At 46.2% G+C, this 12,574-nt stretch carries 11 protein-coding genes; all 11 read right to left on the minus strand.

Translation table 11 applies throughout. The annotated features are described in order from the left end of the window. Nucleotides 1-142: 142 nt before the first annotated feature. A complete protein-coding gene (gene glnA / locus QVE09_RS10205) occupies nucleotides 143-1,567 on the minus strand; it encodes a type I glutamate--ammonia ligase (RefSeq protein ID WP_074094318.1) in 1,425 nt (474 codons plus the stop codon). A 414-nt stretch (nucleotides 1,568-1,981) separates the two neighbouring features. After that, nucleotides 1,982-3,046, minus strand: a complete 1,065-nt coding sequence (gene aroF / locus QVE09_RS10210) for a 3-deoxy-7-phosphoheptulonate synthase (RefSeq protein WP_036610039.1) — start codon at nucleotides 3,044-3,046, stop codon at nucleotides 1,982-1,984. A gap of 288 nt (nucleotides 3,047-3,334) precedes the next feature. Continuing rightward, nucleotides 3,335-4,288, minus strand: coding sequence for a 4-hydroxy-3-methylbut-2-enyl diphosphate reductase (locus tag QVE09_RS10215; RefSeq protein WP_315936725.1), 954 nt, complete (start codon nucleotides 4,286-4,288; stop codon nucleotides 3,335-3,337). 67 nt (nucleotides 4,289-4,355) lie between these two features. Continuing rightward, a complete protein-coding gene (locus QVE09_RS10220; protein WP_315936726.1) occupies nucleotides 4,356-5,816 on the minus strand; it encodes a sensor histidine kinase in 1,461 nt (486 codons plus the stop codon). 1 nt (nucleotide 5,817) lies between these two features. Next, complete coding sequence (locus QVE09_RS10225; RefSeq protein ID WP_036610048.1) at nucleotides 5,818-6,507, minus strand: response regulator transcription factor; 690 nt, start codon at nucleotides 6,505-6,507, stop codon at nucleotides 5,818-5,820. A 172-nt stretch (nucleotides 6,508-6,679) separates the two neighbouring features. Continuing rightward, nucleotides 6,680-8,347, minus strand: coding sequence for a S1C family serine protease (locus QVE09_RS10230; RefSeq protein ID WP_315936727.1), 1,668 nt, complete (start codon nucleotides 8,345-8,347; stop codon nucleotides 6,680-6,682). Between the two features lie 148 nt (nucleotides 8,348-8,495). After that, nucleotides 8,496-9,158 (minus strand): response regulator, encoded by a 663-nt coding sequence (locus tag QVE09_RS10235; protein ID WP_315936728.1) that lies wholly within the window; start codon nucleotides 9,156-9,158, stop codon nucleotides 8,496-8,498. An 18-nt stretch (nucleotides 9,159-9,176) separates the two neighbouring features. After that, nucleotides 9,177-10,202 carry a HAMP domain-containing sensor histidine kinase gene (locus tag QVE09_RS10240; protein WP_315936729.1) on the minus strand — a complete coding sequence of 342 codons (1,026 nt, stop codon included), beginning with the start codon at nucleotides 10,200-10,202 and terminating at the stop codon, nucleotides 9,177-9,179. Nucleotides 10,203-10,205: 3 nt separating this feature from the next. After that, on the minus strand, nucleotides 10,206-11,234 hold the full coding sequence (gene liaF / locus QVE09_RS10245; RefSeq protein ID WP_315936730.1) for a cell wall-active antibiotics response protein LiaF: 1,029 nt from the start codon (nucleotides 11,232-11,234) through the stop codon (nucleotides 10,206-10,208). 198 nt (nucleotides 11,235-11,432) lie between these two features. Continuing rightward, complete coding sequence (locus QVE09_RS10250) at nucleotides 11,433-11,648, minus strand: hypothetical protein (RefSeq protein ID WP_315936731.1); 216 nt, start codon at nucleotides 11,646-11,648, stop codon at nucleotides 11,433-11,435. 111 nt (nucleotides 11,649-11,759) lie between these two features. Next, a complete protein-coding gene (locus QVE09_RS10255; RefSeq protein WP_315936732.1) occupies nucleotides 11,760-12,551 on the minus strand; it encodes a 3D domain-containing protein in 792 nt (263 codons plus the stop codon). Nucleotides 12,552-12,574: the final 23 nt, after the last annotated feature.

The raw sequence follows: 12,574 nt of genomic DNA on the forward strand, positions 1-12,574 counted from the left end.
TGAAGTGTTGAATTCAGGCCATCAAATTCCTTTATCACCCTGCAAAGTTAAAGCACTACATTGTTTAATTCAAGGAAAAGCCTCCGAGAACGTGTCCCGGAGGCTTTAAGTTGGAGCAAGATCTGTTCCGAACCCCGACCGATTAGCAGTCGAAGTAAAGGCTGTACTCGTGCGGATGAATGCGGATCGCTACTGCTTTCGCTTCATCACGTTTGAGGTTGATGTAGTTTTCAATGAATTCTTTTGTGAATACGCCGCCTTCAGTCAAGAACTCGTTATCAGCTGCCAATGCATCAAGTGCTTCTTCGAGGGAAGCTGGCACACTGCGGATGTTTTCTTTATCTGCATCAGACAGGTCATAGATGTTTTTGTCGAGCGGACCATATCCAAGTTCAGTTGGGTTGATTTTACGTTTGATTCCATCCAGACCAGCCATCAACATTGCGGAGAATGCCAAGTATGGGTTAGCTGTGGAGTCAGGTGTACGGAACTCGATACGACAACCTTTTGGTGTCACAGCTGCAACCGGAATACGTACTGCTGCGGAACGGTTACCTTTGGAGTAAACCAGGTTTACTGGTGCTTCGTAACCAGGTACAAGACGTTTAAATGAGTTTGTACTAGGGTTAGTCAAAGCGATCAGTGCCGGAGCATGGTACAGGATACCTCCGATGTAGTGCAGAGCCATTTCACTCAGGTTAGCATATCCCGCTTTGTCATAGAACAATGGGGAATCGCCATCAAAGATGGATTGGTGAACGTGCATTCCGCTACCATTATCACCGAACAATGGTTTTGGCATGAATGTTGCTACTTTACCATATTGACGTGCAGTGTTGTGCACGATGTATTTGTATGCAAGCAGGTTATCTGCTGTTTTCTTCAGTGTATCAAAACGGAAGTTGATTTCGGCTTGACCCGCTGTCGCCACTTCATGGTGATGACGCTCGATTGACAGGCCTGCTTCTTCCAAAAGGCGACACATTTCGCTACGAATATCTTGTTGTGTATCCACTGGCGCTACTGGAACATATCCACCTTTAGTGCGTACTTTGAAGCCCAGGTTTCCGCCTTCTTCTTTGCGGTTGGTGTTCCATGAAGCTTCTTCGGAATCTACATAGTAGGAAGAGCTGTTCGTGCCGCTCTCATAACGTACATCGTCGAAGATGAAGAACTCGGATTCTGGTGCGAAGAATGCTGCTGTACCTACACCGCTCTCTTGCAAATAAGCTTCTGCTTTAACAGCGATGCTGCGTGGGTCACGCTCATAACGCTCGCCATCCGGAGTGAAGATATCACACATAACATTCAATGTAGGGTGTGCGGTGAACGGATCGACATAAGTCGCTTCAGGGTCTGGCATCATAACCATATCGGACTCTTCAATTCCGCGGAAACCTTGGATAGAAGAACCGTCAAAAGCTACTCCATTTACGAACGTGTCTGCATCAACAGCCGAAGCTGGCAACGAGATGTGATGTGCACGACCAGCTAAATCTACAAAACGAAAATCTACCCACTCGATGTTGTTCTCTTGAATTGATTTCAATACGTTTTCAACCGACATGTATTCGTCCTCCCAAATATTCCGAACATTAAACAACCCCACTAAGAAAATGTCTAAATTCGAATTTTTTTCTGTCGTCATTATAAATTCTTAAACATGACATCGTCAATACTTATGTAAGGTATTTTTTGAAGGGATGTTAGATATACTCACATTTTATAAATATCCTAAATTCATATAACAACTAGTTTTATATACATTTAACTGGTTTAATGCGGTAAAGCGACCCCTTTTTTAACCTAAATCATGGAAAAAACTTCACATCATAAATGTTTCTTATCACCATTGATTAATAAATACGTTCAAAACTGCAAAATATGCAAAAAACCGAGCACCTATCTGATTCCGTCGCAATGAACGAGACCAGATGAGATGCCCGGATGTTGATCCAGACCTTAACTATGATTTTTTAAATTATACGCCTACACGTGCCGGGAAAAACTCTGCTGGTTGTTTGGCTGTGCTGAATGATTTACCCACGATTGGTGCCAATTTCTCCAGATCCTGCAACAGGTTGGCGAATTGGTCAGGGAACAAGGACTGCACACCATCTCCTGTCATGGAGTTATCCGGATCGGTATGCATTTCAATGATCAGGCCATTGGCACCCGCAGCAACGGAAGCTTTTGTCATCGGTTCCACCAGTTCACGTCGTCCAGTACCATGGCTCGGATCGGAAATAACCGGCAAATGGCTCAGAGACTGCAGAACAGGGATCGCTGACAGATCCAACGTATTACGTGTGTAGGATTCAAATGTACGAATACCACGCTCACATAGCATAACATTTGGGTTACCACCCGCAAGAATGTATTCAGCCGCGTTCAACAATTCATCGTATGTCGCACTGAAGCCACGTTTCAATAATACCGGTTTGCCACACTCGCCCAATTTGCGGAGCAAGTCAAAGTTCTGCATGTTACGTGTACCTACTTGCAGAATATCTGCGTACTCGGCGCAAATATCCACATACTCAGGTGTCATGACTTCTGTAATGGTCAGCAGATCATGTTTCTTGCCTGCTTCCGCCATCATGATCAATCCCTCTACGCCCGTTCCCTGGAAGCTGTAAGGACCCGTACGAGGCTTGAATGCACCTCCACGTAAAACTTGCCCGCCCGCAGCTTTCACAAGCCCGGCAATCTCATCAATCTGTGCAGCGGATTCAACCGCACATGGTCCGCCCATGACAACAAGTTCTTTTCCGCCGATATCTACACCTTTGATGGAGATCACCGTATCTTCCGGATGGAAGTCGCGGCTTGCCAATTTGTAGGACTTCGAGATTTTAACGACATTCTCGACACCTTTCATTTGGCGAAGATGCTCTTGCATTTTAGGTTCAACTTTACCAATCAAACCAATGATAGTACGATCCTCTCCGCGAGAGATATGCACCTGAAGCCCTTCTTTTTCAATAACTGCAACGATATCCTGAATCTGTTCCTCCGGTGTAGCCTTGCCTGCAATAACGATCATAGTAAATTCCATCCTTCCTTGTATGAGAGCACAATAATTTCTTAACGTGCATCTGATTAAATATAAAAACTCTGTCGCGCTTAAACGCTTGTTCGCTTTTAAGCTTTTATCCGTTAAAGTGAATATACCATACTTCTCCTATTGCGTCAAGGTACACATTCCTTATCCTATATCAAAAAGAACCCTGCTCCACAGGCACCGAATTCGGTTCTGCATAACAGGATTCTTCTTATTCACATCTCGTTTTTAATTCACATACACTTAGACTTACTTTTACATTAGCTGCGCCTAAGGTGTACGTGTTTTTTCTCTAACTGGAGGCAGCAGTTTGCTCATGTTCACGGTACGTTTGATCTCCCACGTCTCCGGCTTGTCATGTTCATACTGCTCCAGGTAAAGGATGACTTCCTTCGTAATCGGTGTTGGTGTTGAAGCACCCGAAGTAACCGCCACCTTATTTACACCTTTCAGCCATTCTTGCTGAATCTCGGAAACATCGGATACACGGTAGGCCGTAACCCCCGCAATCTCCTCCGACACCTGTGCCAGACGGTTAGAGTTATTGCTCCGAGGATCACCCACCACGATAACCAGGTCCGCTTGACCTGCCTGTTCAGCGACAGCTTCCTGACGAACCTGAGTTGCGAGGCAAATCTCATTATGAATCTCAGCGCCCGGAAACTTCTCCAGCAGACGGCTCATAATGTGTTTGATATCCCACTGGCTCATCGTTGTCTGATTCGTAATAAGGATTTTGCCTGCAGGTACGTTCAGTTCTTCGATCTCTTCTTCCTTCTCGATCAGATGAACGAGATCTGGTGCAACACCTACGGCACCTTCTGGTTCAGGGTGATTCTTTTTGCCGATATAGATGATCTGATAACCTTCTGCTGTCTTCTCCCGAATGAGATCATGGGTCTTGGTGACATCAGGGCATGTTGCATCCACTGTTGTCAACCCTTTGTCCCGTGCCAACTTGCGCACTTCAGGAGATACACCGTGAGCTGTGAAAATAATCGTGCCACTCTCCACTTGGCTCAAAATATCCATCCGGTTCGGACCATCCAATGTAATAATACCTTCATCTTCAAAGGAATCCGTCACATGTTGGTTATGCACAATCATACCCAATATATAAATAGGTCGTGGTAAATCCAGATTGCGTGCCGCTTGACGCGCGAGCACCATCGCATCCACAACGCCGTAACAATATCCACGCGGCGAAATTCGCAGTACTTCCACTTGGTTGCCACCCGCTTTCTTTCTCGGCAACGTTGCCGATGTAATTGCAGTCCTGTCTATTATACCTTTATTCGATAGGCGGAGCAAAGACAACCGGCAACCAGATAATAAAGGTGGTTCCTTCTCCACGTCTGGTCACAACCTCAACCGATCCGTGGTGTTCTTCAATAATCCACTTCGCAATCGAAAGTCCCAGACCTATGCCCGGTGTAGCCCCACGGGATTCATCTGCCCGATAGAAGCGATCAAAGATGAACGGCACTTCGTCCCGATCCATCCCAATACCGGTGTCGCTGATGCGGAGTCCAACCTGACCTTTGTATAATACGGCATCCAACGTCACAGAGCCTTCAGGTGTGTATTTAAACGCATTTTCGATGAAAATAAATAGCATCTGTTGCAGATAGTCCTTGCTACCGTTCACATAAATGCCGTTAAGGACGGAAAAATCTCCTGGATTCCAGTCTGCCTGACGATCCAGAAATTGTGCTCTGCGTGCCACTTCCTGTACGAGAATCTGCAGCGGGATCGGATTCAGTTCAATTTTCTGACCCGTATCCGCTCTCGCCAGCGATAACATGTCGCTGATCAGCCTGCTCATACGTTTTCCCTCGTCCGCCATGTCTTCAATGGCTTCCAGCGACATTTGTTTGACAGTCTCCTCATCCAGATTCGGTCGGTCGGTTCCCTCCTGATCCCACAGCTTCTTCAAGAAGTCTACGTTCCCGCGAATGGTGGTCAATGGTGTACGCAGTTCATGCGATGCATCGGATACAAAGCGGCGCTGAGCAGCATTCGTCTCCTCCAAACCGCGGAATGACAATTCTGTACGTTCAAGCATATTATTAACCGTTTCGATCAGACGCCCGATCTCATCCTTAGGTCCCGCATATTGAATACGTACACTTAAGTCATCTCCCGATTGAATCTGGTTCGCGGCATCAATGACATTCACGAGCGGACGCATCGACTTCCGGGCCAGAACGAGACCTGAGGTTATAGCCAATGCCATAGCCACCAGCCAACCAAAGACCAGAATATTAAGCAACGCCTCCAGTAAGCGCTCCTGTGAACTTACATTGGCTCCTACCTGAAGAATTCCACGTACTTCATTGGTTCCCTGAAGAGAAAGGGGGAGCTGATTCACCAGAAACGGCGTACCATCCACATAGATTTTGGATATCCCTCGGTCTTTAAGTATCTCATTGGCTTTTAATACCGGAAACTGAATCCCTAATTTCTCCATATTACCGGAAATTCTGCCTGAACGACTCTGATAATCCCAGAGTTGAATATAGATTTGTGCCTCCTGAAGCTGACTCTCTGTAAATGGGTCCAGATCCAACGACTGTGAAAGAGGATTAACACCAATCTGTTCCGTAATCCGGGTACTCTTCACCTTCAATTGCTGTTCGACTTCCTGGTAGGAGTTAAAATAAACAAAGGCATAGATTACAACGCCCCAAAAGATAAGAACAGCCGCCAAAATGCCAGAATACCATGCGGTTAGTCTTAACCGGATGGACATATCAGGAGTCACCTCTCAGAATATAGCCGGCTCCCCGGATGGTCTGGATTAGACGCTTGCCACCGTATTCTTCGGTCTTCTGTCTGAGCATGGCAATGTACACTTCAAGCACGTTAGACTCACCGCTGTAATCATAACCCCAGATTTTATCCATAATCAAATCACGGGACAGTACCCGTCTTGGATTTTGCATAAACAGATTCAACAGCTCGAATTCTTTGGCAGTCAGCTCCAGACGCTGCCCATCTCGCAATACTTCACGTGAGTCATTGTCCAAAATGATATCTTCATACATTAAGCGGTTGTCCGGTGTACCCGCGCTATCTGACTTGCGGCGCAGCAATGCCCGGACACGTGCCAATAATTCTTCCAGCGCAAAAGGTTTTACAAGGTAGTCATCGGCTCCCGTGTCCAGTCCGGTCACCCGGCTCTGTACTTCATCCTTGGCCGTCAGCATTAAGACAGGCACTTTGCTGCCTGCTTCTCTCAATCTGCGACATACCTCAAATCCGTCAATCTGCGGCATCATCACATCCAGCACAACGATGTCCGGCTCCTTGTCCATCAGTTTGCTGAGGCCTTCGGCTCCGTTGGAAGCCGTCTGTACCTCATATCCTTCAAAAGCCAGCCCCCGGCGGAGCATGGATACAATTTTTTCGTCATCATCCACAATTAAAATAGTTGAGCGCATGGTCTTTCTCCTTTATCCTAACGTTTTATCCATTGTAACAGGCAGAAGCACAATCTGCATCTTCAAGTGGGCGTCTCCAATCCGTCCTGGTCCATTGTAGCCTTGCTTCATCAGGGCAAAAAAAACGGAAGGGCCTTCAAACCCTTCCGTTCTGTTAATCCTTACCCGATATTTATGGTTGCTGCTGTTGTGTATCTGTGGTTTGTGAAGTATCAAAATCATTTTTGTTGCCGATTTTGATTTTCAGATCCATTTTCTTACCGTCACGCACCACGTTTAATGTCACTTCACTGCCGATTTCCTGTTTCTTGATAAAATCAATCAGATCTTGACTTGTCGCGTAAGGGGTACCGTTGGCACCTGTGATGATGTCATATGCACGAAGATCTGCTTGGTAAGCTGGTGATTGGAAGATCGTGCTGGCTACGACAGAACCTTCAGTTATATCTGTTCCCATTTGTTTAGCAACTTCAGGCGTGAGAGCCATCAGAGATGCACCGATAAATGGTACTGGCTCTTTAGGAACTTCTTTGTTTTCTTTGAGATATTTAACGGCTTCAGAGATAACGCTCGACGGAATCGCAAAACCAATTCCCTGTGCATCTGCGCTTACTGCAACGTTCATTCCGATAACTTCCCCATTCAGGTTAAGCAACGGACCACCGGAGTTACCCGGATTAATCGAAGCATCGGTTTGCAGCAAATGGCTGTACTCACGTGTTTTTCCTGTTTCTTCATCTGGAATGCTGATCGTACGTTCTTTGGCACTCAGTACACCTGCTGTAACCGTATGTTCGAATCCTTCAGGATTACCGATAGCTACAAGCCACTCACCGACTTGAGTATTATTGGAATCACCCAGTGGAGCTACAGGGAACGCATCGTCACCACTGTTTTTCTCAATTTTTAATACAGCCAAATCCAGATCAAAGCTGCTTCCCAGCAGTTTAGCTTCATAAGGCTTGCTGTTGTTCTCCAGGGTTACCTGAATTACGTCTGCACCCTGAACTACGTGTTGATTCGTCAGGATATATCCTTCTTTGTCAAAAATAAATCCGGAACCAATGCCCAGTGGTACCAATTGATTACTGCCTTGCTGTTGTTGCTGGCTCTGGCCTTGATTGCCTTCCGTTCCGCCCCCATTACCGAAGAAGTATTGGTACAACGGATCACTTGTATTCGATCCACCCTGACCCAATCCTGTACGTGAGGACTGTTTCGCGAGTGTTTCGATTTTGACGACTGCTGGACTTGTACTCGTCACTACGGAAGAAACATCTTCTTTGCCTGTTGGCAGTAACGACGCTGTCACATTGTTGCCTCCGCCTGTGTTTGTGGACGCTTCCTGTCCCGAGCTTTGATTACCTGTGTTCGTAAGTGCAGTCTCCGGTGTGAACATGTTAGTTCTATCGGCTGTGTACATGAGAACGGTAATGACCAGCATGCCGGCAATAAAAGAGAACAACAGTGATCTTACGGAAGAACGAGGCTTGCGGTTATTATAGTTCCAGTTGCCTTTGCCGCCATTCCCTTGATCTCCACCGTTACCTGAGCCGTTTCCGCCGCCTCCTGATGATCTTTTCGCTTGTTCGGATGATTCACTATTGTAGTAAGTAGGTACGGGTCTCACCGGATCAGGTTTTGTAATCTCTACATTTCCTTCTTCACGCTGATTATTGCTTCCCATGTGATTTGCTGTATCTTCCTGATTCACGGACTGAAAAGGTCCATAAGAATAATAATAGGAGGATTCGTCCGTTCCGGAAGAATTGCGATTCTCCGTTTGTTTGGTTTCGTTTTCCTCGTCTTGACGGTTCGATCTATAATTGCGTTCGTCCATGCCTCTCTACCTCCCAATCTCTTATTCCCAAGAGATATTCTTTAACTGTCCTTATTTTGTACTTTAAACCTTAACCGTACCTTAAAAACAATTAAAAAGGAGATAAAAGCACGGAAGAATAGATTGTTTTTCCCGTCATGACGGGATTTTATCCTTTCGTTTTCACCCAACCCTGACGATGCGCATAAATTGCCAATTGTGTACGATCGTCCATCTCACATTTCATCAGCAGGTTGCTCACATGTGTTTTGACGGTTTTGATACTGATATGTAATTCTTCTCCAATGTCTTTGTTGGTCTTTCCCTCTGCAATAAGCAACAGCACTTCCTTCTCCCGCTCAGTCAGACCCGATTCACTCTCTCTCGCTGTACGTTGTCTGATTCCCCGGGTTAATGCCTGCGACACATCACCTGTCATAACAGGCATGCCTCTATAGGCCCCTTGAAGAGCATAGATAAGTTCTTCAGCAGAGACTGTCTTCAGTACATAACTTACCGCACCCGCTTCAATCGCTTGCACAACAAGATCATCCTCCAGGAAACTGGTGAGCATCACAATTTTCATCCCTGGAAATTCAGTCATGATGGCTTTTGTCGCTTCAGCGCCATTCATTACCGGCATCATCAGATCCATCAGGATCAGGTCCGGCATTTCACTATCATTTAACTTACGCAACTGATCAAGCGCATCCTGCCCGTGGCCCGCTTCTCCCATCACATGAAAAGCAGGTTCCAGCATCAGATACGTTTTCAACCCCATTCGTACCATGTCATGGTCATCCACAATCATTACGTTGACTTTCCCACTCATTCTGTCTCCCCCTCTGGTTCATTCAGAAACATTCAGAAATTTCGGGATCAATACCCGTACCGTCGTTCCTGCTCCCGGCTTCGAAATAATCTGAACTTGCCCCCCAAGCTTCTCCGCCCGTTCACGCATGGTAGATAACCCGTATGAACCCGGACGCTCCGCTTGCTGCAAAAATCCTTGACCATCATCGCTGATGCTCATACTGATCTGATGTTCACTCTCCCGTATGGACAGACTGACCACCCCCGCCTCTGCATGCTTCACGACATTGGCAACCGCCTCCTGAATAACAAGAAACAGCTGGTGCTCAATGGCATCCGAGATTCCGCCATCCAGTTCCAGCTCTTTTACACCTTTAAGACCATTCTGCCTGCAATAATCAGGAAACCAGCTATCCAGTGCCGCGGTGAGATCACGCCCTTCCAGCTCCACCGGTCGAAGTTGGGCAATAAGTCCTCGCATCTGACGTTGTGCAATATGTGACATCTGGATTAACTGGTCCAGTACTTTACTACCATGTTCCGGATTCATCTCCAGCAGACGGGGTAAGGACGAAGCCGACATATGCATGGCAAACAGCTGCTGGCTAACCGTGTCATGAAGGTCTCTTGCCATTCGTTTGCGCTCTTCAAGCACAGCCCGCTCCGAGGCTTGCTCCTTCTCAATGACTTCCTGCTCACCGAGGCGCTGAAGCAGTCTCATCTTTTTCTCAATTGAATCCATCATGACATTGAACTCCTGATAGACACGACCAAACGAAGCGTCATCCGCTTCAGGCATACGCACCGCCAGATTACCCTTGGACACTTTCAACATGTTGAGATCAAGCAGGTCGATCTTGCGCTGAAGGCGCAAAGCAGCGATGTATCCAGTGATAACGGTCGCCAGCACAACAACGGCAACATAGGTCCATGCCCGCTGACGTCCAGCCCCCATCAATACCTCTCCATACAATAGATAGAATCCGCCCAGCGTAATCAGACCGGTTAGCGCAAAATACATCATCAGTTCCCACTTATTGGCCTTGAGAATTGTTCGAATCATGCGTTAACCCACCTTATTAACTTTGACGTCTCCGATAAACACACTTACAATAATCCGTACTTTTTTGCTTGCTTCACGATAATGGGCAGTTTCAGCCTGGGCACTACTCAAGAATCCGCCGCGTTTCTGATTCAACAATGACATGTCTCCAATGAATGAATTCGTCGTTACCGTCACACCCAAATCCATATCTTCTGGGACAAATACTTTCACATCCCCAATAAATGAAGAAATGACTATCTTCGTCTCACCGTATGGAATCTGTGCTTTGGTCAAATCAATTACAGTATCTCCGATAAAAGCCGAGATGTTCATTGGTTTCAACGAGAAAACTTCCTGCCCCATGTACAGATCACCGATGAACGCCGATTTATTAATCGTATTGCCATTGCCATAATCCCCATAACCATTCCCGTATCCATCATCATAATGTTCTTCATATCCGGTATCACTTGAGTTATACGATTGATATTTCTTTTTATATTGATGCCCTTGTGATGATGAATCCGTTGATCCTGTGAAATGAGGGCCATGTGGATCGTTCCTCTGCTCCTGTTTCGGTTTGCCAAATGTTTTCTCGAATTGTTCGTCAAACGACGATGGCATCTCCAGATCCTCAGGAGACAACGGTTTATAAGGTTGCTCAGGTGCTGGAGGCGGCTGCATCTTGTCATGATGTTTCCGATCACGACGTCGTGGCCCAATCAGCACAAACAATCCTCCGCCAATCAGCATAACCGGGATCAGATAACGAATGAACTCCCCCATGGAGTAATCAATCCATCCCAGGTTACGAGCTAGAAAATAACCACCGATAGCCAGTACAATTACCGGTCCAATAAAGGCGTAACCTCCATTGCGACGAATCTCGGAGATTCCTTTGACCCCCCACCAGATTAGAATTAACGGCCAATATGTTCTGAAAATATATCCTACATCAATGTCATATCCCAATTGTCTGAACAAGATCATCGCACCAATAGCAATAAGAGGTATGCCAACCCACCAGCGGTCACGCGTAGATCGTTTCATCGCTCATGTCTCCTTCGTCTGTATTATGTATCCAGTGTAACTCAGACAAGACAATGAGAACAGCGGCGGCAGATGGAAGTCATCTCGGTCTCGAGACTGAGATAGGAGGATATTAATGTAAAAATACTCACATATGTAAAACACCCCGGAGCTGCTGCTCCAGGGTGCTGAATCATCATTTAATTAATGAATCTTCAATTATTTTTTGTATTTTGATGCTTTACCTTGACCTTGGCCAGTTTGGCCTGTGTTTTCTACACCGAACTCGGCATTGAATTTTTCATCAGGTGTTTGGAAATTATCTTGTACTTTGTTTTGAGCGGATTGCTTCACTTTAGCTGCTGCATTCTCTTCTCCAAACTCTGCATTATACTTCTCGTTCGGCGTTTGGGATCCTTGAGATTTCTTAGCCACAACGAATCACCTCTCTCTTCATATTTACGATGCATTGCTGCACCGCGGGGTTCGTCCCCAGTCAGTATTATGTGAAGAGAGCACTTCTGTTATTCATGTTCACATGTGAAATTAAATGGCTTTGTCCAGCCAAGAGTCCGGTACAGATTTGTACACATCAATCGCATCAGCCAACTCGCTGAGCATCTTTTCTGTACACTTTCCAGCGCCTTGCCTGATCACCTGTACCTCCACATCCTTTTTGCCCCATTCCTTATACACTTGCTTGGTTGTGGGGAAATACAGATCAATTTTATTGCCTTTGATCGCCGAACCGGTATCTGCAACAATCCCGTATCCATAGCCCGGAATATACAGAATGGAACCCATTGGAAACAACTTCGGATCAGCTGCAATCGTGGAGACCGTTTCTTTATCACGACGTACTTTTACACCTGAATACGTAATTCCGTATTGTGGATGTTTGGGTCCTTTTCCTGTAGATTCCACACCTGCCGTATATCCAGTTGCTGTCACTTTCTGTGTACCCAGCACCTGTTCTGAACGTGGAGCTAGCACGGGCATAGACGGATCTGCCACTTGTTTCTCTGGAAGCTCAGGCCTTGGAATGACCATCGGTTGTGGTGACCATAGTAAAGCCATATACACCATGGTGGTCAGCTGGGCCTCATCGCTATATTGATGGCTGACCTGTTCCGGAAATTTTTGATCAGACTTGCTCGAAGTTTCAATAATCGGACCTTCACTGCTAATGCTCTGACTCTCGACATGCAGTACTGCACTTTCCTCTTCAAATGTATAAGCATCCGCCTGATTCAGGCCGATCATCATTCCTGCGAACATTACACAGCCAACCAGTAAACACCGTATCGTTTTCTTTTGAATTAAGAATTGCTTTTTCATTGTATAACCTCCCCCTCACTGCA

Origin of the sequence: Paenibacillus sp. ClWae2A, assembly GCF_032452295.1 — a bacterium.
In the GTDB taxonomy this organism is placed as follows: domain Bacteria; phylum Bacillota; class Bacilli; order Paenibacillales; family Paenibacillaceae; genus Paenibacillus.

Coding starts and splice junctions, on each gene's coding strand:
- glnA (WP_074094318.1), bottom strand. CDS start 1,567: ATGTCGGTTGAAAACGTATTGAAATCAATTCAAGAGAACAACATCGAG.
- aroF (WP_036610039.1), bottom strand. CDS start 3,046: ATGATCGTTATTGCAGGCAAGGCTACACCGGAGGAACAGATTCAGGAT.
- QVE09_RS10220 (WP_315936726.1), bottom strand. CDS start 5,816: ATGTCCATCCGGTTAAGACTAACCGCATGGTATTCTGGCATTTTGGCG.
- QVE09_RS10225 (WP_036610048.1), bottom strand. CDS start 6,507: ATGCGCTCAACTATTTTAATTGTGGATGATGACGAAAAAATTGTATCC.
- QVE09_RS10230 (WP_315936727.1), bottom strand. CDS start 8,347: ATGGACGAACGCAATTATAGATCGAACCGTCAAGACGAGGAAAACGAA.
- QVE09_RS10235 (WP_315936728.1), bottom strand. CDS start 9,158: ATGAGTGGGAAAGTCAACGTAATGATTGTGGATGACCATGACATGGTA.
- QVE09_RS10240 (WP_315936729.1), bottom strand. CDS start 10,202: ATGATTCGAACAATTCTCAAGGCCAATAAGTGGGAACTGATGATGTAT.
- liaF (WP_315936730.1), bottom strand. CDS start 11,234: ATGAAACGATCTACGCGTGACCGCTGGTGGGTTGGCATACCTCTTATT.
- QVE09_RS10255 (WP_315936732.1), bottom strand. CDS start 12,551: ATGAAAAAGCAATTCTTAATTCAAAAGAAAACGATACGGTGTTTACTG.